The sequence below is a fragment of the Desmospora activa DSM 45169 genome (assembly GCF_003046315.1).
Taxonomy (GTDB): domain Bacteria; phylum Bacillota; class Bacilli; order Thermoactinomycetales; family DSM-45169; genus Desmospora; species Desmospora activa.
Window position 1 is genome coordinate 2,700,961 of the sequence record NZ_PZZP01000001.1, and the last position, 19,567, is coordinate 2,720,527.

The window sequence follows — 19,567 nt, forward strand, 5'->3', positions numbered from 1 at the left end:
TTCAACTCTCCATGGTTAATACTTTACCAGAGTACGTACTGAAAGCCCAACACAAAAAGGACGGCCCTCCTGACCGGAGCCTGTCCTTCTTATCGTATCCTTTGTTATCGCAACTTTCGCCCTATGGTGCGCTTTTACCCAATCGTTTCATCAAATCCGCCCAATCCCCTTTCCACCCTTCTTCCCAAGCTAGTTTAGCTAGGTAGAGGGCTTCGCCGGTCTTCCCTTTTTCTTGCAAAATTTGGATCAAATTTTGATATCCGATGTGCTCTGGCATATGGGGATGGAAGGGATCGTTTTCAAATGCCCGTTTTGCGACAGGGGCATATTGAATCTGAACTTGGCAGTATTCAATCGTCTGATCCAAGGCGTAAGGATCGTCATGACGGAAACTGTCATATTTACGAATCTGCTCGGTAAAGTGATCATGCAGGCAGATAAAACGCTGTGATTTCAAATGCTGAATCATTCTCAGGTCGGAACTGGTCTGAAGTGATTTTTCGTATTCCGCTCTCGCATTTTGGTATATATCGGCTTCTTGCGCCGTCAGACACATTTCAAGCGTACATTTGCGATCTTCATATTTCAGCTTGGCCACATAAGGCTGGAGATGGGGGTACTCTACATCTTCCCAGGCCCGCTTCACAATATATTCAAGTTTTTTTTCCGGGGACTTGGGCGTTTTTAACATAGACGAACCCCCCTCAGGCGAAAAGAAAGTAACTACATGGATTTTTTCCCTTCCGCCTGCTGGAGATAAACCCGGCTCCCAATCCAAATCCTCCGGGAGCCGCTGCCTCTTTCACTTGATGTGAAGGCACAATGCTGATATATCATCCCGTCGATTCGGATCATGAGAGAGCTCGCGCAGCCAACCCACCGTCGAATCGAAATCGGCAGGCCAATCCTCCAGCGGGGAGGGCATGAGCTCATGCAGTCCATCACTAAAGAAATAAAAGGAATCCCCTGATTGGAACGAAATTTCATTTTGTTGGAATGAGGTTCCTTCAAAAATGCCGAGAAACATACCCGGCACACTAACAATGCCCTCTATGTCGGGAGTGGAAGCAAGAAAATAATTGACGCCTCCCGCTGCATACGACAATGTTTGTCTTTGAAAATCCAGTTCAAAAGCAATCCCGGCAATAAAATACTCCGCCGCCAGGTACGGCAGGCTGGCATCATTTACCCACGCCAACTTCTCTGCAACCGAGAGGGGTTTTTTGGATACTTGCTCAAACAAAACCCGAAGTGCTGACGATTGCAGTGCTGTCGCCACCCCGTGTCCCATAATGTCAAACAGATACCCCGACAGCTTTTCCCCCTCAGTGTCCCATTGATAGTCATAACTATCTCCGCTGATAAACTGATAAGGTTTATAGAGCGTATCGATGCGAACGAAGTCGTTATCCAACGGTGCCGGCAACATCGTCTTCTGCACTTTGGCGGCCAACGCCATCTCACGTTTGGCCTGAATCCGCGCCGTTACATCGGATTGCATCGCAATAAAGTGAACAAGGTTTCCTTTTTCATCCCAAACGGGGTTTACCTTTAATTCGTTCCAAAACAATGTACCGTTTTTGCGTTGATTTAGAAGAACCACCTTGACAGGTTCTCGCTTTTGCACAGAAAACCGAATTTGCTCAATCGCATCCGGATCGGTGTTTTCACTTTGCAGGAAGCGTCCGTTTCGCCCAATCGCCTCGTCCGCCGTATAACCCGTCAACGTGGTAAAAGCAGGATTAACATACACAATGGGGTTATCCGGCAGTCTTGGATCGGTGATACATACACCCACAGACAGATTGTCGATGGCGGCGGCAAATTGTTTTTCCAACAGGAGTTCCAATCCCGACACCTCTCCCCAGACCGATCATCAGCAAAATAGCTGGAAGATCGTCCTCCTGTGTTGGCTACAGGGATACATTCACGATCCCTGGCTGTTTTTAATGGATGAAAGAAGACCCAGGGTATTGCCTGGGTCGGTTCGGTCGGTAGCATTTCGTTCACTGTAACAGAACGAAAAATCGTGGTGCCGCTCCATCGATAATCACACCAAAGAAAGAGCAGCCAATCATTGTAACCGCAATTCGTCCAATACTCACCCTTCTCACTCTTATCATACCACAGATACACAAAAGTGGGAGGAAAAATTAAGGCCGATGGAGTAGTTACAAAGCTGAAAACAAAGTGATTGGACATCTCTCTACTTCCTTTGCAGGGTAGCCAGAAAAAATCGACTTATTATATAATTAGCGGATGGGTGTCAAGACGTTAGTAGTAAACATTACAACAGATCGAAGGCGAATGCATTGTGACGTTAGACGTAAAACCGATGGTTTTTCATCCGACAACCGATGGCTCAATCCATCGGTTGATTGATTCTCATTTTTTGGCCTTAAAAAGAAGGAGAAACGACGGATGCTAGTCGAATCTGGAAAACCAAGGAATTCCGGAACAGAAAGGGGCCACGTGCACCATGACGTTTAACGATCAGGGGGAGCAAAATTCCCATCAACCGGAGACTCTTATTCCCTTGAAAGAAGCGGCGCGGATTCTTCGCATCTCTGAAGAGGAAGTACGGATATTAGTATCGGAACATCGTTTGTCAGCCTTTGAAAAAGAAGATGGTAAGCTCTGGTTTTCAGAAGAAGCGATCGCCCGAATTCTCAACAGTGATGAAAGCCGTACAACCACGCACAACCTAACTGTTTTGGAGACCGGAGAGCGGGAGCATAGCGAACAAGAAGCTCGGGACAGTGCCGGATCGTGGAAAAATGCCTTTGCAAAAATCACGGCTCAATTTCGCGCATTGAGACAAAAAAAGCCTTTATCCAATCTAAAATGGAGAGAATGGATGGAGCGATTTTTTAAAGTGGTGGAAAAAAAGAAACAAAAAGAGGTGAAAGTGGAACAAGAACAGCGACAAGTAAGCGTAAAGCTAGGGTTTATGACTGGACAGAACGAATTGTACTGTGACTTCTGTGAAGTGCATGACCGCTTTTACCCCGGGGCGATCTTTGCTGATATCTATGTGGATGGTGCACTCAAATGGATGATGTGTCCCAATTGCCTTCAATATTGTCGCGATCATGCCAATGGTTCTATAGAGTCCAACATACGCGCCCGCTTCAACCAACTGGCATTCCGGCTGGAACGAGAAGCCCGTCGCGCCCGCAACTTGGCGACATCCGAGGATTTCCGCGCTCCCAGCATGCATGAATGGGAAGCATGGGAAAACGCTTCATTTGCGATGCAGGAAGTCGCATCTACATACTGGCAGGAACCTCCTTCACCGGAGCAGGAATATCGAGAGCGTTAAACCAGAGTCTCCATATCGATCCATAGGAAAAGAGAATGTGCCCTCCTCCTTTTAAAAAGGGAGAAGGGCACAGCTAAAATTGCGATCATGAATCGGATTTGTCCTTATTAATCAAGTATAATCCCCATTCCCGCTTTGCAATCACCTCTCCCGCTTCTGCGGCTTGCCGTAACCATTTTTCTCCTTCTTCTATATTTTGCACCAACCCTTGTCCTTTTAACAATCGATAGCCTAGTATCCGCATGGCTGGTGGATAATGAGTTTGCGCTGATTTTCGTATCCACTTTTCCCCTTCCGCTGCATCTTGCCTCAACCCTTTCCCCACTAGAAGGCGATAACCCAGTTCCGTCATCGACCAACCATCGCCCGTTTCAGCACCTCTTCGTAACCACCTTTCTCCTTCCACTAAATTCTGCTCTACTTTCTCACCGTTTAAAAAGAGAATTGCCAACTCACCCATCGCCACAGCATCTCCAAGTTCAGCAGCTTCTCGTAACCATCTCATTCCTTCGGATACATTCATTTTTACCTTTTTTTCACTAAAGTCGATCACTTCACCATATTGCTCAATCGATTGATCTGTCTTTTCATCTTGTGACGATTGAACCTGTTCGTCTCCATCCATCTTTTCTTTTTTTTCGCTAAGATCAACCACTTCAGCATTTTGCTCTGTCAATTGATCCGTCTTTTCACCATGATCCAATCGATATTCCTCCTCGAATGATAGATTGACAAATGGCAAAACAATTCCTAGACATTCCTTTAAGACAATTATATTCTATGAAGATCGCTTCTCCAACCAAAGGATTCACTTTTTCTCGCAAATAAAAAGCACCCATTCGCTGGGTGCATCGTTATCCTACGACATCCATTTCGCTGTTAGACCAAACGTATCCTCGTTCACCGTTTTCCCCGTCTCTACCGATCTTCCATCCAACAGCAGATCGCAGTGTAGAAATATCGTCTTTTCCTTAAGCGCAAGATGGCTTTCCCGCCACAACAAATAGAGATGACACTGATGCCCCTCCAATCGGAACGGAATCCAATGAAAACGGTTTTCCGTATCCCCGCCGGAAGCAAAGCCGGGAGGGTAGAGTCGATGTAACCGATCATTGATCCGCAGTATCCGAAATCCCCAACGCTCTTCCACTTGAATACGGTACACATCTCCCTCTAAAGGGATGTACCAACACTTATTCACCTCGGCCATCACTGCCGATCACCTGTCCTCTCCAGTCTTGATCGATCGGGCAAACACGGCCCGTTTCTCTCTTTTGTTCAACGTCTTTTTATCAAGGTCAAGCCTTTTGGAAAAGGCCGTACCAAATTGGCACGGCAAAACTGACGATGACTCGATTCCACACACCTAAAAAAGAGGGATTTAGGGAAGCGTTATCTCAGCTTCGCGATCTTCGCCGTCCCGCTTCTCTTTCTCATCCGTTTCCATTTCTCCGTTTTGCAGTGGCGGCAGCGGGGACAATTCGGCTAGTCCAGCCAATCTGGGATCTTGATAGCTAAACCATGCAAATCGAATCCGAAGTCTCCCCCGTTCTCCGTTTCCTTCTTCAAAATCCCATCCTTGCACAGCCACTAGACGTTCCAGCTGCTCCAGTTCATACAGTAGCGACTCCATCTCCTGTTGAGAAGCTTCAACATAGAGATCGGCCCACAAGGGTTTGATAGAGGAGTCTTTAGGCAGAGTCGGTACCAGATCTTGTTGCTCGATCGATCTGGGATGCGCCGCTGAACTTTCTGCTGTGGGGGCGGTTTCTTCCTCCGTTACTTCTTCCTCCACTGCATCCGGCTTCATCGTTTCATCCAAATCCCTTGTCTCTTCCTCTTCCACACTATCCTGTTCGTCTTCATCGACCGCTGTCTGCGGCGAGGTTTCAGTAGGCCACTCCAGCAGAGTCAGCTTGGACGGATCCGATTCGGTCCGCAATTCCACCCAATTCCCACCGGAACGATTCACCGCCGCATGGATCTCAGCCAACAGACGTGCCGGTTGCGGCTGTAACGGAATCTGTTGTTGCATCAGCATCAGTTCGTCCTCATCCGGCGCCGACGGCTGTTCCTCCTCTGCTGCCAAGACCTCCTGATGGTCAGATAAATAACCTTCCGCTTGCACACGTTGATTTTCCAGTCGCTTTAGATTAAGATCAGTCGGATACAAAAAGGCAAGGGACGTCAACCCAATGGCGAGACTTCCTCCCAACCAGATCCAGAAGAGAGTTTTGCCCGATTTCCACCAGCCCCAGGGGCGTCGGCGCGGTTTACGATCCATCGCTTCCGCCTCCTTCCTCACGGTCCCCGCCACCGGAAACGGGAGAAGCCTGACGCAGTTTCAGTTGAAAGTGAAGCATCTGTCCGTCCCCCTCCTCTTCTGGTAGTGGAGACACCCCATCACATTGCCGCCCTAGACAGCGAAGCGAGACGTCTTCAACAGCATTCTGTTCCTGCAACGATTCTAGAAAATCTACCGCCTCTGGCGGCGATGCAAACATCACCCACCCATCAAGACGGGATCCGTTCGCCTCCATCCGCAGTGGCGAAACATTGGCCGGCAGTGTGTCGTACACCGCATTTAATCCATCCTGCCAGATCAGGCGTCCATCCCGTAGGGCATCTACCGCATCGCGATAAGTGATGGTTGTACCATGTTGGTTCATAAAAGCCTGGTGGGATCGAACGGTCCGTTCCGCTTCCCGTTGCTGGTCACGTAAGGACTTGGCTTCCGCTTCCAGACGTTGTTCAACCTCTCGCTGCTCACCGATGAGCCAATAAGCAAACCCGGCAAAATGAAGAAGCCATAACAGCACAATCACCAATCCAAGAGTAAAGTACCGACGCCCCGCAGGTGGTTGCGGCAACAAGTTCATGTGATTCCCACCCCCGTCAACGCAGCGCCTAAGGGGGCGGAAAGCGCATTACCTAAATGGTTGGAGGAATGCAGTTGTAAATCTCCCGTCATCAGAGCTTGCGGCCCTTCAGCCACATGTATCGGGGGAATGCCATCCTGTGATTGTAACCATGACGACAATTGGTGGATATCAATGCCTTCCCCGCTCAACACCCACTCTCGATCCGGTTTCCACAGCTCTCCCCCAATCCAGCCCAACTGATCCGGGCGCATCGCTTTCAACAGCGCCTTTCCATATTTCTGTCGCTGGCTCTCATCTTTTAACAGCGGCTGCAACGGGTCGATCGACGGCCGATCAGGTACCCCTTCCAAAAAGAGCTTCAACTCCAAAGGAATAAAAGTTGCCCCTTGTAACACCCCTTGGTTAAATAGACTGACATCCACTCCACTGTGTGTTAAATGGAGCATTCCCCACTTGCGAATCGCCTCGGCAAATGAATACTCAAACCAACGGTTGAGGCTGAGGGCGGACAAATCGACAGCGACAAGCTCCAAGCCGCACCACCGCAACACTTCCGCCAATTCTTCCACATAGCGGCGGGAAGAGACGGCCACCACCACTTCCTGCCGATCTCCATCCTGCCAGACATGACCGATCACCTGAAAATCAAACACCGGGTCATCAAAGGGGAGATCCCACTCCGGCAACACCTTTTTTTCAATCCAGCGTCTCATGCGGCCCGCTCCCATTTCCGGCAGATGCCACCTACCCGTTACCACATGCCGGTGTCCCAGCGCAACCCGCACCTGTCGGGTATGAAGCCGCTGTGTGGACAAAACATCCTGGATCGATTGAATCAGCTCGTCCGGATCGATGATCGATCGTTCCCCCATCCAGATAGGCAGTAATGGATGAATCACATACTGGCTTAACTGAAGTCGGCGAAAGCCTTTTTTTAACTCGACCAATTTAAACACGGAATCCGTCAGTTCCACTCCAATGGCATAACGTCGGAACCCAAGCATGCATTCATTTCTCCTTTATCTATCCATGCTGTGGACCGCGTGGGGATTGACATTTCAGTCCCGACGCATCATCGTAAGGATACCGCCACATCCCTCTATCAATTGGATATCACGTGACCGATTTCCTTTCCTTTTTCCCCATTTAAACCCTTTCCGCCCATAAAATACACCGTTGGACCAAAAGCGACATCATACCAAAGAACTATTAACCTCTTCGGTAATTTTCTAAAAATTATTGCCAAAAGGGACACAAAAAGAGACTGGTTTACGAATGATTATTTGAAAGCTGTTTACACATTAACAGAGAGGATCGAGTATTGATGTGTATTTCTTCTCGTATCACCCTTGTAATCAGTTTCTTTGTCTTGCTGTTGTTGTTGCTATTGTCTCCCGTTATTCCAGCTTCCTGGGCGCAACCTTCCTCAATCGAAGTAATGGCGGATGAGGTTTACCATCAAACTTCGACCCATTTTGAAAAAGGGAAGAAATCCAATCTGGAGGTAAAACCTCGCGGAAAAAAAGCGGAGATAACGGTAAAAAACGAGGAGAAATTGGGTGAGTATCAGTCCCCTGTCATCACGGCAGAGTTTCCCTTTACCGATGCCGTCATCCATTGGAACGAAGGAAAGGGTCCGGTCCACTTATTGAAGGAGCAGGAGCGAATCCGCTTTTATGTACGCACATCAGCGGACAAGCAGGAGTGGACTCCCTGGCAATCGGTCGATGTTGATCCGCTGGAAGGACCGGATCATCTAGAGACAGAGCGCTTCTACTCCAACCTGATCACAGTCGATTATCATCAATATTTACAGTACAAAGCGGTGCTCGATTCCGCTAAAGACGCGGATACGTTACAAGATGTGACCGTTGTGTTCCTCAACTCGACCGACGGGAAGTCGACGGCATCCGCAGACACCGTCTCCTTGGCCTCCCTCTTGAGCGAAAAGGCGATCGCTGCCGTCAATCGACCCGCCATCGTCAGTCGCGCACAGTGGGGAGCGGATGAATCGCTGCGCTATCTCCCGGACGGCAGCGAAGATTGGCCGCGACAATACGCTACCAGTGTGACTCACCTTGCCGTCCATCACACCGATACCCCCAATGATGACCCCAACCCGGAAGCGCGTATGCGTTCCATTTACTACTATCACGCCAAAACCCGAGGCTGGGGAGATATCGGTTACAATGCCATCATCGGCAGTGACGGCCGCATCTATGAAGGACGGAAAGGAAAAGACAGCGAAGTGCTCACTCCTGGTGTGGTCGCTGCCCATGCCTACTCATTTAACTATGGTAGCTTTGGTGTCTCCCTCATGGGAAACTACAGTGAAAAGAAACTTCCCGCCGCCATGCGCAAATCTTTGATCGATTTACTCGTATATCAAGCCGATTTGCACAAGATCGATCCCTTGGGCAAAAAAGATTTTGTCCGCAACTATGAGTACAATGACCCCAACGTACCCAGAGTCGACCGCGATGTGCCAACGCTACAGGGGCATAAAGACTTTCCCCGACACAGCACCGCATGCCCCGGCACCTATGTACACGCGGATCTGCCCAATATCCGCAACGATGTGAAAGCCAAAATGGATGCCGCCAATGGAGAGGTAACCGTTGACAACCTGGATAGCGCCAATCGCACGGTAGGCACCTGGAACCAATCGACCAATGTGCAAGGATACTACGGCTCCAACTACCAAACCCGTACCAAAGGAAGCGGGGCCAACACCTTTACCTGGAACTTCCAACTGCCCACAGCGGGAACATATGAAGTCTTTGTCCATTACACCGCCGCCTTTGATCGAGCCACCAATGCTCCTTACACGGTTCACGCCAAAACCGGAGCCGTGACCAAAAGGGTGAACCAACAGAGCAACGGCGGCAAATGGGTTTCCATCGGCTCTTACTCCTTTGACAGCGGCGCCAATAAAATCATCCAATCCGACGATGCCAACGGCTATATAATCGCCGACGCTGTGCGGCTGAAGTTGACGGCGGAAGCCCCGCCACTGACGGAAAGGGTCATCGACAACGCCGATCAGGGAGCCACTGCCATCACCGGCACCTGGAACACTTCCAGCAATGTGCAGGGATACTGGGGGACCAATTACCGCACCCGCAGCGCCGGTAGCGGAGCCAACACTTTCACCTGGAAGTTCACCCCCGGCAAAACCGGTGTCTATCGTATTTCCACTTGGTATCCATCCGGTTCCGACCGGGCAACAAACGCTCCTTTTACCGTCACCTATGACGGCGGCAGCTATACCCAGCGCATCAACCAAAAACAAAACGGCGGCCGCTGGGTAGAAGTAGGCGTCTTCCCCTTTCAAGCGGGGCAAGAAGGCCGCGTCCGCTTGACGGATAATGCTGACGGTTACGTCATTGCCGATGCTGTCCGCTTTGAGTGGGTACCCAATATGACCATTAGCGACAACGATGACGCCGGCAACACCGCCACCGGTGACAACTGGGTTAGTTCCACTGCGATCAAAACCTACTATGGTTCGGATTACATCTATAACCACAAGGGAACCGGAGAAGACACCTTCACCTGGAATCTGGATATCCCCACCTCCGGCACCTATAAGATCTACACCCGTTTTCAACCCTACACCAACCGCGCCACCGATGCGCCATATACCGTCCGCCACCGCGACGGGGAAAAGATGGTCCGCATCAATCAACAGGAGAATAACGGTGTCTGGGTGGAATTGGGCACCTACACCTTTGAAAAAGGCGGAACCAACCAAGTCATGCTCTCAGACGATGCCAGCGGCCTCGTCGTCGCCGACGCCATCTTGGTGGAGCCGGTCGGGCAATAGTAAAATAGAGATATTAGCGCCCTAAATACGAAACCTCCTCTTTTCGTTTTTGAATAGAGGAGGTTTATTACCGCTATCTAAGCCACACCGAAGGTTAAAACTTTTTACCTTCCCACCAAAAATGTCCAACCAGATTGATTTGAGGATATCAACCTTACATCGTTTAGTTATAGGATTTTTCATAATTAAAATCGAAAAGGGTTCGTTATTAAGTGAAAGGAGACGATCGCATTGATCCTGGAAACCAAGAGAATGATCTTGCGACAGTTAACGATGGATGATGTGGATAATTTATTACTTATTTTTCGTGATCCAATCGCAATGGAACACTACCCTTCTACAAAAGACGTGGCTGAGACGAAAAGTTGGATTCAATGGAATTTAAACTTATACGCAAACAATGGTTATGGTCTTTGGGCGGCGATTGATAAAAAGAGTGGTGAGTTTCTCGGGCAAGTGGGGCTAACCCCTCAAGAGGTTGAGCAAGTGATTGAAATTGAGATTGGTTATTTGTTTGTGAGAAAGTTCTGGGGAAAAAGGTTCGCGACTGAAGGTGCCCTCGCTTGCCGTGAATACGGTTTCCATGAACTAAACCGAAACCGGCTAATCTCTCTTCCTGATCCCTTGAATTTAGCGAGTAGACGGGTTGCAGAGAAAATCGGCATGGTTCTGGAAAAAGAAGTGACGAAGTGGAATAAACAAGTATTGGTTTATGCTGTCCATAAAGACTACTGAGCAGAATCAATGCGCAATCATTGATAACTCCCTTGCATTCGGTGAAATCCAATCAGCGGGGATTTGTTATTCCCCGCGTTGTTTATCCATCGCCCATCACCACGTTGGCTTTACTAGAACACTTTCCCTATCGAACTGCTGAAATATGCTCTACTTTGGCACACTTCCTCTAGGGCGTCTGCCTGAGTGCGGCTAACCTTTCATATACGCCTTAAAACCACGGGTACCGCAACGGCACCCACCAGAGCAGAAATAAACGGAAGAAAGCGAAGCCACCTCAGCCAGATGGGACGATCAAATAGTTGCAGACCGATCATGGCGATCATTTCGGACAGGACAATACCGGCGATAAATCCGCCAATCAAGCCTCCGATCAGGCCCAATGCGATTACAATAGCCTTTTTCATATGATTCCCTCCCCTCCTTGGGACAATACTTTTCATTGTTAATCCGGTAGATTGCCCGATTTTGTTCCAACCCGATAAGGAGTAGTGACTCCTTCATAATTGACCATCATTGACATGCCGTTGGCTGCATGGCCCAAATTATGGCAGTGCTCCATCCATAAACCCGGATTATTGGCCTCAAAGGCGATTTCATAAACATCCCCGCGAAACAACAGAATACTATCGGCATAAATGGGGCTTCCGGACAAAGGCTTTCCGTTTTTCGTTAACACCTTAAATAGATGACCATGAAGGTGCATCGGATGCGGCCCGCCAAATTTATGATCAAATCGGATCTTGATCCACTCCCCCTCCTTCACGATTAAGGGTGGGATGTCATGAAACTGTTTACCGTTAATATCGAGGAGTCCAAGGGTGAGTTGATAGGTGCGATCAAACTTCATATCTGGTGTGATTCCGTCTTCCTTTGGGGTGCCATAGGTAGTGAAATCGAACTCCTTCGCATTCTTGTTCAGCCTCTCCGGTGCTGACCCATGCCCAAGGGATAGATTTAATTTTGGCTGTTCCTTGCTGTAGATCTGAACCTGTCCGTTTTTAGGCATGGTAAAAAGCACATCATACCGTTGGCCTCCACCGATCGGAATCCATTGCTGCCGGATCACATCTGGGCCGTTTAAGTCCTGCCCATCGATGGAGATAACCTGAAAATCGGCTCCGGCTACACCCATCCACTGGACTTCGTTGTCAGCATTAATGATACGAAGGCGGACGGCATCCCCCGGCTTGGCATCCAGCTTTAAGCCGTCTACTTGGCCATTGGTAAGGGTATGCTTATCATTTAGCTTCTGTAACGTAACGGCATAATCGCGGTCATAGCGGAAGGTTTCCTTCTTCGGCTCCACGATCAGTCGCCCGATCAATCCGCGCCCCGCCTGCTCTGAGCTTTGTTGATGGGAGTGATACCAATAGGTTCCTGGATGTCTGGCGATAAATTCATACGTAAAGGATTTCCCCGGCCATACCGCATCTTGTGTCACACCAGGGACCCCGTCCTGTGAACAAGGGAGAACGACACCGTGCCAATGGATGGATACTCCCTTTTCTACATTTTTATTTGCCAAGGTGACTATGACCCGATCACCTTCCTTGACACGCAATTCTGGTCCGGGAGTGGAGCCGTTGTAGGTCCAGGCTTCCACCGTTTTGCCGTTATTTAGTGTGATCGTTGTTTTAGCCGCCGTAAGCGTAAACCTTTTGACGGGAGCGTCTGAGGGGGCTTCAGTTATATCTGCACAAGAGACGCCGTCTCCTCCCCCATTTTCGTGATGGTGTGTACCGTGTTCTGCCATATTGATCTCTTCGGGATATTTACCGCTTTGGTATCCACTATGGAATCCACAGGCTGTCGCCAATAGACTCATCAACAACAAGAGCAACAGCATGCTGATCGTTTTGCTCTGCTTAATCATTCTCAATCTCCTTCCCTCGTGTTGAGGTGGCAACGATTGAGTTCATCCTAACAACATGATGTTGTGAACTTTTGACGATCAGTTACGGGTTGGATGAAATTGAATCGCCCAACCGAGGGTCCCTTTAACGTGCCATTTCCTCTTTCCACACACAACGCTCAGGGCTTTCCGTACAAGGATGAAAGTCCGTTCCACTCAGCACCTCCCCTTAAATTTCATGGTTGATTAAGCTGCCCCTTCGGAATGAGAGCTCATTCTTCTTAGTTGAGTCTCACACGGAAAAAACCCTACATCCAACCGCAACGTCGGTTAGCTGTAGGGTTTTATTTTTGACCTTGGATCGTATACGCTCACTGAATCGCTAGCATTCGATCCAATGCCGTCCGGGACCAGTGAGCCGTGTCTGTGTCTACAGACACCTGGTTGACGATATTTCCTTCTACCAGGCTTTCCAACGCCCACAACAGATGTGGGCGGTCGATGCGGTTCATGGTGAGACAAGGGCACATCGTCTGGCTCAGCAGTTGGATATGCTGCTGCGGATGTTGGTTGGCCAATCGCTGCACCAGGTTAACCTCGGTTCCGATCGCCCATTTGCTGCCGGGAGGGGCTTGCTCAATCTGCTTAATAATATAGCTGGTGGAGCCGTTGAGGTCGGAAGCTTGCACCACATCAAAGGTGCATTCGGGATGGACGATCACTTTTGTTTCCGGGTCCCGCTGGCGTACACGCTCGATCTGGTCCACGGTAAATTTGGTGTGGACGGAGCAATGGCCTTTCCACAGCAAAACACGCCAATCATCTTGTGGTCCTTTTACTTCTTCCCATTCGCCCTGCACTTGGTTCCAGACCGCCATCTGTTCCAACGGAATGCCCATGGCATAAGCGGTATTGCGGCCCAGATGCTGATCCGGCAGGAACAGAATCCGCTTTTTTTGTTGGAATGCCCACTCCAGCACCCCTTTGGCGTTGGTAGAAGTACAGGTGGTGCCGCCATGACGACCGACAAAGGATTTAATGGCGGCAGTAGAATTAACATAGGTAACCGGCAGCACGGTATCCCCCAGTTCCCGCTGCATCACTTCCCACGCCTCTTCTAACTCCTCTAGATCCGCCATATCCGCCATGGAACAGCCTGCTTTCATATCAGGTAGGATGACGATCTGATCATTTCGGGTCAAGATATCCGCCGACTCCGCCATAAAATGAACCCCGCAGAAAACGATCGCCTTCGCCTGTTGTTGCTGTTGCGCGATCCGAGCCAACTCCAGAGAATCGCCGGTAAAATCGGCAAAGCGAATCACATCATCCCGTTGGTAGTGATGGCCCATAATCACCAGATCTTTACCCAAACGGGTTTTAGCCGCATGGATGCGTTCGTCATACTCCGCATCGGCCAAGTTGCGATAGTGTTCCGGTAAAACCGTATCCACAAATGGGGATAAGATTGTCATGATGATCCCTCCTTGTTGATCAAATCCAAGCTGATATCCAAAGCGGGGGCAGAATGGGTCAACCAGCCCAGGGAAATGGCATCAACGCCGGTCTCTGCGACTGCGCGCGCATTTTCCGGTGTAATCCCACCGGAAGCCTCGGTCCACGCTTTTCCTTGCGCCAACTGCACCGCCTCTCGCAAGGTGGAAAGGTCCATATTGTCCAGCAACAGTGCATCGATATCCAGCTCCACCGCTTCCCGCACCTGTTCCAATGTGTCTGCCTCCACTTCCACCTGTACCATATGGCCCACCCGTTGCCGCACGCACTCCACCGCTTCCCGCAATCCACCGGCAGCGACGATATGGTTATCCTTGATCATCACCCCATGACTAAGGCCAAAACGGTGGTTGGTACCGCCACCGATCTGAACCGCCCATTTTTCCAACATGCGTAAACCGGGTGTTGTTTTACGGGTATCCAATACGCGACAAGGCAGCCCTGCCAACGAACGGACGACACGCTGAGTCACTGTAGCAATCCCCGACATCCGCTGCAATAAATTGAGCGCTACCCGTTCCGCCGTCAAAATGGAGCGGGTGCTGCCTTCCAATTGAACCAAAACCTCACCCGGTGCTACCGGCGCTCCATCCCTTACCACAGGGTTAAAAGTCAACTGCGGATCCCATTGAGCAAAAACTTCCCTCGCCACTTCCAGCCCGGCAACCACGCCTTCCTCTTTAGCGATCAACCGCGCCTGACTGATATGGGATGCCGGAATCAACACCTCCGAAGTCCAATCACCGTATCCGATATCCTCGTTTAATGCTTCACGTACCAATTGCTGCAAATGTAACCGATTCATCCGGCTTCCCCCTTTGGCTGCTGCTCCTTTTTTTCGCCCACTCTGGCTTGACTGTGGGATAATCAGAGCGAAAATGACCACCCCGACTCTCTTTTCGCCATAAAGCGGCTTGTAGTACCAGTTGTGAGACTGTGATCATATTGTGGCACTCCCAATCGGATGCCGGTGTTTCCTCTTTCAAACGGGTAAGCGCCTTCATTCCTGAAATTAAGCGTTTTTCCTCTCGAATAATACCGGCATGCTCCCACAAAATATGGCGAAGATGCTGTTTACGGGATGCCGATTCTTGTTCATTGACGCACATAGATGGAATGACACGTTCTTCTTTCTCTATTTTCACACATGGCAAAAGAGCTGCTTTCTCCGCCGTACGTCGGGCAAACACTGCCCCTTCCAACAAAGAATTGCTGGCTAAGCGATTGGCACCATGGACACCAGTACACGCCGTTTCGCCGACGGCAAACAGATGGGGAATCGTGGTACGTCCCCAGGTATCAACCACTACGCCTCCCATCAAAAAGTGAGCTGCCGGCACCACTGGAATCAGTCCCCTGCTCGGATCGACGCCATGGGTACGGCAGAGGCGATCAATCGTGGGAAAGCGTTGACCAAAATCGTCGATCCGACGGGCATCCAGATAGACGCGCCGTCCCGCACGCATTTCGCCATCGATTGCACGGGAGACAATATCCCGCGGAGCCAAATCCTTCCACGGATGAATCGCATCCATAAAGGTTTCGCCACGGTCGTTGATCAAGCGTGCCCCTTCTCCCCGCACCGCTTCCGAGATCAGCACCATCGGATTTTGTTCCACCGCCAGCGCCGTCGGATGAAATTGGACCATCTCCATATCCGTCAATCGTGCATCCGCCCGATACGCCATTGCCAGTCCGTCTCCCGTCACCACCGGATCATTGGTGGTAAAGCGGAAGATCTGTCCACATCCCCCCGTCGCCAACACAACCGCACGAGCTTGTATCATTTGGGGATCACGATCCTGATCCTGTACCCAAACCCCGGTACATTTCCCCTTATGAATCACTAAATCCAACACCGAAACATAATCACACAGGTGGATGTCAGGATGTTCCGATACGCGCGCTAGCAATGTCTCCACGATCGCCGCCCCGGTCGCGTCACCGTAGGCATGTAAAATGCGGGAAACCGAGTGGGACCCTTCCCGTGTCAACGCCCAACCATGATCCCCTCGGTCAAAGGGAGTTCCCAACTGTGCCAAGCGGGAGATCGCTTCCTTTCCTCCCCCCACCAGGATATCAACTGCTTCCTCCACACAGAGACCTGCCCCGGCGCGAATGGTATCCCGGCGATGCAGATCGATTGTGTCATCTTCTCCCACCGCAGCCGCAATCCCGCCTTGGGCACGAGCGGTGTTACCTGCAGCGGCACGGTTTTTGGTCAGTACCAGCACCTCACCGTGACGAGCCAGTTCCCAGGCTGTAAGCAAACCGGCAATCCCCGATCCAACGACGATAAAATCAGCCTGCCTCATGTTTGTGATTCCTTTCACAAATTTGTAACAACCATAGTACTACTATTTTCGCAATATCAGCTGATTTGTCAACCGTTTTCAATTTTCATCTGAGCATTTTTTCACAAACAATGCCGGAAAGTGCATCAATACGGTATAATGAGGTCAATATTTCACAAAGGCGTGATCATATGAACCCCCTCTACTTTGATCACGGGGCCACAACCCCGCTGCGTGACGAGGTGCGTACCATCATGGCGAACACATGGGAGGAGACATTTGCCAATCCAGGTAGTCTCCATGACGATGGGCAAAAAGCAGCGGATCGAGTAAACGCTGCTCGCCGTTTGGCGGCCCAATCCCTCGGCGCCTCCTCCCGCGAGATTATCTTTACCAGTGGTGGAACCGAGTCCAATAATTTGGCCATCCTGGGTGCCGCCCGTTATCTGCGCAATCGTGGACGCCATATTGTCACCACTGCGATTGAGCACCCCTCCGTCTTGCAAACATGCCACTCATTGGAAGCAGAAGGCTTTTCGGTGACGGTTTTGCCGGTGGATCGACACGGGTTGATCACCCCGAAGCAAGTGGAATCCGCTTTAACCCCCGACACCATTCTAGTATCGGTGATGGCGGCCAACAATGAAGTAGGCACCATCCAGCCCATTGCCGCCATCGGCCAGTTGTTACGCGCTCGCAATATCCTCTTTCACACTGACGCCGTGCAGGCTGTGGGGAAGATTCCGTTTACCGTCGATGACTGGGGAGTGGATCTCCTTTCCGTCGGGGGGCACAAGATCAACGGCCCCAAAGGAACCGGTCTTCTGTATGTGCGTAAAGGTGTGCGTTTAACCCCGCTTCTGTATGGTGGCGGACAGGAACGGGGATTGCGCCCTGGCACTCTAAACACAGCCGGTATCGTCGGATTAAGTGTCGCCCTCCAATTAGCTGTAGCGGAAGTGGAATCGATAAGGAAGCGATTGGAACAGCTTCGCAACCATTTGTGGAACCGTATTCAGACTGAAATTGGCGGAGTCACCCTCAACGGTCATCCACAACAACGCCTCCCTCATAACCTGAATATCAGCTTTGACCGGGTGGAGGGACAAGCGGTGATGTTGGAGCTGAATCGTTACGGAATCGCCGTTTCCAGCGGCTCAGCCTGTAGCGCCGGCAAACACGCTCCCTCCCATGTTCTCTCCGCCATGGGTCGAAGTGCGGAAGAAGCATACCAAAGCTTACGGATCACATTGGGCTGGGAGACTCAGTTGGAAGATGTGGACCGATTGGTGAAATGTTTAGAGGAAGTGATCGGCTACCTTCGCTCTCTCGTACCGGGTGAATGATGGGATGAGCTAGAGACGGAAATTGGGAAAGGCCTACTTTGTAATAACGGAAAGAGCGGAACGATTTTCGGTGTAGCACCCGGAAAACGGGACCGCCTCCGGCAACTGAACATCAAATCAACATGCCTGGTGTTCAAGTATGATAAAATTGGAAATACGGAATCGAAAATCGGCTCTGTTGATGGATGTGTAGCTATGGCAAAATGGGACAATCTATTGGCTATTTTGTGGCTGTTAAAAGCACGTAAGCGCATAACGGCGATGCAAATCGCGGAGACACTGGAAATCAGCGTGCGCACAGTTTATCGCTATATCGATGCGCTATGTGCCAGCGGCGTCCCGATTATAGCGGAGTCGGGACATGATGGTGGCTACTATTTGCAGGAAAATTTTTTGGAAACACCGTTGTTCTTCGCTTCCACTGAACTAAAAGCGATGGTTCATGCTGCCTTGTTTGCGAAAGGAGCGGGCTATCCCTTTAGCGACCATTTAGCGTCCGCACTGGAAAAAATTCAGTTCCATCTGAACGAGGAACAGATGGATTATTTAAAACGTCATACTGAAGGGTTTGACGTAATCGCACCAGCACGTGGGCACGCAATGGAGCCTCTATTACAGCAATTGGAACAGGCTGTGGCAAACGCCGAGACGATTCTCATCGCGTATACGAAAAAGAAAGCGGATAATCCCGTAGAGAGAAAAATCGACCCATATGGATTGGCTTACCGTTTCGATCGGTGGTATATCGTGGGATTTTGTCACCTGCGGCAGGATCTGCGGACGTTTCGGGTCGATCGCATCCATCATTTTTCACCGACTGGTGATACATTTGAACGACCAAGTGATTTTTCCATCCGCGATTATTTGCTTAATCGGTTTAACTCATTTCAAATCACGGAGGAACCGACAATCTTGGTGCAGATTGCGGGGAAAGAGAAGAGTCTTGACCGTCTCGCTGAACATTGGTATTTGCGGCATTATCTAGTGGAGCGAAGGGATGAACAGATCCATTTTATGATGGAAGAAGATACGGTTTTGGAGTATTTGCCCCGACTGCTGATCACATATGGGGCAAGTATTCACATCTTGGAGCCCGCAGTATTAAAAGATAAAATTGGTGAGCTGGTGAAAGAACTGGCTCAACACTATTCCCTTTCCCAACTTCCCTGACGACATCTGACAGGGAAGTTGTTTTATCATTAGGATGGAGGGGAAGGGATTATGGAGTCAGCGTAGCTCTTGAATCAACCGATACAGCTTTAGAACAACGATACGGAGGGAAGACAATGGGACAAGTTGATCAGATGGTGAATCATTGGTATAGGCATCGCCATGCATTGGAAGAACTGCTTAAAGCGATTCCAAACGAGTATCTCCACTACAAACCCTGGGACGGTGCGATGGAACTGGGGGAGCTTGCCCAACATGTGGCCGCGTCGAACTATATGTTTGTATCGATTGTGAAGACGGGTGAAGGGCAAATAAAGATGCCGGAAATCGTCGACTGTAACACGTTGGATGATGTGCTTCGGCTTGTGCAAGACTATACCGAGAAAACGAAGGCGATTTACTCCTCGCTGACAGACGCAGAACTGGAGTTGCAATACGACTCCCCATATCCAAACTTCCACGGACCGAGGAAAAAAATACTGACGATAATGACCGATCACGAAATCCATCACAAAGGTCAACTCATGCTATATGCACGGATGGTCGGAGTAAAGGAGCTACCGTTTTTTGTTTAAGTAGAATCCCCCTGACAGTAGTTGTCAGGGGAGTTGTTTTATAATAG

The 19,567-nt window shown here is 50.0% G+C and carries 18 protein-coding genes; 6 read left to right on the forward strand and 12 right to left on the reverse strand.

Features of this window, described 5'->3' with window-relative positions:
* Positions 1-121: 121 nt before the first annotated feature.
* Both C8J48_RS13020 and C8J48_RS13025 read right to left on the reverse strand, forming a co-directional pair.
* Positions 122-691: a hypothetical protein gene (locus C8J48_RS13020; protein WP_107727462.1), complete on the reverse strand. Its 570-nt coding sequence runs from the start codon at positions 689-691 to the stop codon at positions 122-124.
* Positions 692-802: 111 nt separating this feature from the next.
* On the reverse strand, positions 803-1,849 hold the full coding sequence (locus C8J48_RS13025) for a PP2C family protein-serine/threonine phosphatase (protein WP_170105477.1): 1,047 nt from the start codon (positions 1,847-1,849) through the stop codon (positions 803-805).
* A gap of 630 nt (positions 1,850-2,479) precedes the next feature.
* Here C8J48_RS13025 and C8J48_RS13030 point away from each other — a divergent pair.
* Entirely contained in the window at positions 2,480-3,322 is an 843-nt protein-coding gene (locus C8J48_RS13030; RefSeq protein ID WP_107727464.1) for a MerR family transcriptional regulator, read from the forward strand.
* 85 nt (positions 3,323-3,407) lie between these two features.
* Here C8J48_RS13030 and C8J48_RS13035 read toward each other — a convergent pair whose 3' ends face one another.
* The 5 genes from C8J48_RS13035 to pilM all read right to left on the reverse strand — a co-directional run bounded on the left by C8J48_RS13035 (position 3,408) and on the right by pilM (position 7,208).
* Positions 3,408-4,025, reverse strand: coding sequence for a tetratricopeptide repeat protein (locus tag C8J48_RS13035; protein WP_107727465.1), 618 nt, complete (start codon positions 4,023-4,025; stop codon positions 3,408-3,410).
* A 156-nt stretch (positions 4,026-4,181) separates the two neighbouring features.
* Entirely contained in the window at positions 4,182-4,532 is a 351-nt protein-coding gene (locus C8J48_RS13040) for a hypothetical protein (protein ID WP_107727466.1), read from the reverse strand.
* A 171-nt stretch (positions 4,533-4,703) separates the two neighbouring features.
* A complete protein-coding gene (locus C8J48_RS13045; protein WP_107727467.1) occupies positions 4,704-5,606 on the reverse strand; it encodes a hypothetical protein in 903 nt (300 codons plus the stop codon).
* Entirely contained in the window at positions 5,596-6,201 is a 606-nt protein-coding gene (locus tag C8J48_RS13050) for a hypothetical protein (RefSeq protein ID WP_107727468.1), read from the reverse strand. The genes C8J48_RS13045 and C8J48_RS13050 overlap by 11 nt, the downstream gene beginning before the upstream one ends.
* Positions 6,198-7,208, reverse strand: coding sequence for a type IV pilus biogenesis protein PilM (gene pilM, locus C8J48_RS13055; protein ID WP_107727469.1), 1,011 nt, complete (start codon positions 7,206-7,208; stop codon positions 6,198-6,200). The genes C8J48_RS13050 and pilM overlap by 4 nt, the downstream gene beginning before the upstream one ends.
* Positions 7,209-7,528: 320 nt before the next feature.
* Here pilM and C8J48_RS13060 point away from each other — a divergent pair, with 320 nt between their 5' ends.
* Positions 7,529-10,030 carry a golvesin C-terminal-like domain-containing protein gene (locus C8J48_RS13060; protein ID WP_107727470.1) on the forward strand — a complete coding sequence of 834 codons (2,502 nt, stop codon included), beginning with the start codon at positions 7,529-7,531 and terminating at the stop codon, positions 10,028-10,030.
* A 231-nt stretch (positions 10,031-10,261) separates the two neighbouring features.
* Positions 10,262-10,765: a GNAT family N-acetyltransferase gene (locus C8J48_RS13065; RefSeq protein ID WP_245891151.1), complete on the forward strand. Its 504-nt coding sequence runs from the start codon at positions 10,262-10,264 to the stop codon at positions 10,763-10,765.
* 200 nt (positions 10,766-10,965) lie between these two features.
* Here the strand turns inward: C8J48_RS13065 and C8J48_RS13070 are convergent, their stop codons facing one another.
* The 5 genes from C8J48_RS13070 to nadB all read right to left on the reverse strand — a co-directional run bounded on the left by C8J48_RS13070 (position 10,966) and on the right by nadB (position 16,450).
* Complete coding sequence (locus C8J48_RS13070; RefSeq protein WP_107727471.1) at positions 10,966-11,172, reverse strand: DUF5957 family protein; 207 nt, start codon at positions 11,170-11,172, stop codon at positions 10,966-10,968.
* A gap of 38 nt (positions 11,173-11,210) precedes the next feature.
* Positions 11,211-12,641, reverse strand: coding sequence for a multicopper oxidase family protein (locus tag C8J48_RS13075; RefSeq protein WP_107727472.1), 1,431 nt, complete (start codon positions 12,639-12,641; stop codon positions 11,211-11,213).
* 350 nt (positions 12,642-12,991) lie between these two features.
* Complete coding sequence (gene nadA / locus C8J48_RS13080; RefSeq protein ID WP_107727473.1) at positions 12,992-14,095, reverse strand: quinolinate synthase NadA; 1,104 nt, start codon at positions 14,093-14,095, stop codon at positions 12,992-12,994.
* Positions 14,092-14,940, reverse strand: a complete 849-nt coding sequence (nadC, locus tag C8J48_RS13085) for a carboxylating nicotinate-nucleotide diphosphorylase (RefSeq protein ID WP_107727474.1) — start codon at positions 14,938-14,940, stop codon at positions 14,092-14,094. The genes nadA and nadC overlap by 4 nt, the downstream gene beginning before the upstream one ends.
* Complete coding sequence (gene nadB, locus C8J48_RS13090) at positions 14,906-16,450, reverse strand: L-aspartate oxidase (RefSeq protein WP_107727475.1); 1,545 nt, start codon at positions 16,448-16,450, stop codon at positions 14,906-14,908. Before nadB ends, nadC begins: the two co-directional genes overlap by 35 nt.
* A 170-nt stretch (positions 16,451-16,620) precedes the next feature.
* Between nadB and C8J48_RS13095 the strand changes: the two genes are divergently transcribed.
* From C8J48_RS13095 to C8J48_RS13105, 3 genes are all read left to right on the forward strand, one after another.
* On the forward strand, positions 16,621-17,775 hold the full coding sequence (locus C8J48_RS13095; RefSeq protein WP_107727476.1) for a cysteine desulfurase family protein: 1,155 nt from the start codon (positions 16,621-16,623) through the stop codon (positions 17,773-17,775).
* 195 nt (positions 17,776-17,970) lie between these two features.
* Positions 17,971-18,945 (forward strand): helix-turn-helix transcriptional regulator, encoded by a 975-nt coding sequence (locus tag C8J48_RS13100; protein WP_107727477.1) that lies wholly within the window; start codon positions 17,971-17,973, stop codon positions 18,943-18,945.
* A gap of 116 nt (positions 18,946-19,061) precedes the next feature.
* On the forward strand, positions 19,062-19,520 hold the full coding sequence (locus C8J48_RS13105; RefSeq protein WP_107727478.1) for a DinB family protein: 459 nt from the start codon (positions 19,062-19,064) through the stop codon (positions 19,518-19,520).
* Positions 19,521-19,567 lie beyond the last annotated feature (47 nt).

Excerpts from the sequence above, each read along its gene's own strand:
- C8J48_RS13045 (WP_107727467.1), bottom strand. The coding sequence starts at position 5,606 with ATGGATCGTAAACCGCGCCGACGCCCCTGGGGCTGGTGGAAATCGGGC.
- nadC (WP_107727474.1), bottom strand. The coding sequence starts at position 14,940 with ATGAATCGGTTACATTTGCAGCAATTGGTACGTGAAGCATTAAACGAG.
- pilM (WP_107727469.1), bottom strand. The coding sequence starts at position 7,208 with ATGCTTGGGTTCCGACGTTATGCCATTGGAGTGGAACTGACGGATTCC.
- C8J48_RS13020 (WP_107727462.1), bottom strand. The coding sequence starts at position 691 with ATGTTAAAAACGCCCAAGTCCCCGGAAAAAAAACTTGAATATATTGTG.
- C8J48_RS13100 (WP_107727477.1), top strand. The coding sequence starts at position 17,971 with ATGGCAAAATGGGACAATCTATTGGCTATTTTGTGGCTGTTAAAAGCA.
- nadB (WP_107727475.1), bottom strand. The coding sequence starts at position 16,450 with ATGAGGCAGGCTGATTTTATCGTCGTTGGATCGGGGATTGCCGGTTTG.
- C8J48_RS13030 (WP_107727464.1), top strand. The coding sequence starts at position 2,480 with ATGACGTTTAACGATCAGGGGGAGCAAAATTCCCATCAACCGGAGACT.
- nadA (WP_107727473.1), bottom strand. The coding sequence starts at position 14,095 with ATGACAATCTTATCCCCATTTGTGGATACGGTTTTACCGGAACACTAT.
- C8J48_RS13070 (WP_107727471.1), bottom strand. The coding sequence starts at position 11,172 with ATGAAAAAGGCTATTGTAATCGCATTGGGCCTGATCGGAGGCTTGATT.
- C8J48_RS13095 (WP_107727476.1), top strand. The coding sequence starts at position 16,621 with ATGAACCCCCTCTACTTTGATCACGGGGCCACAACCCCGCTGCGTGAC.
- C8J48_RS13040 (WP_107727466.1), bottom strand. The coding sequence starts at position 4,532 with ATGGCCGAGGTGAATAAGTGTTGGTACATCCCTTTAGAGGGAGATGTG.
- C8J48_RS13050 (WP_107727468.1), bottom strand. The coding sequence starts at position 6,201 with ATGAACTTGTTGCCGCAACCACCTGCGGGGCGTCGGTACTTTACTCTT.
- C8J48_RS13105 (WP_107727478.1), top strand. The coding sequence starts at position 19,062 with ATGGGACAAGTTGATCAGATGGTGAATCATTGGTATAGGCATCGCCAT.
- C8J48_RS13060 (WP_107727470.1), top strand. The coding sequence starts at position 7,529 with ATGTGTATTTCTTCTCGTATCACCCTTGTAATCAGTTTCTTTGTCTTG.
- C8J48_RS13075 (WP_107727472.1), bottom strand. The coding sequence starts at position 12,641 with ATGATTAAGCAGAGCAAAACGATCAGCATGCTGTTGCTCTTGTTGTTG.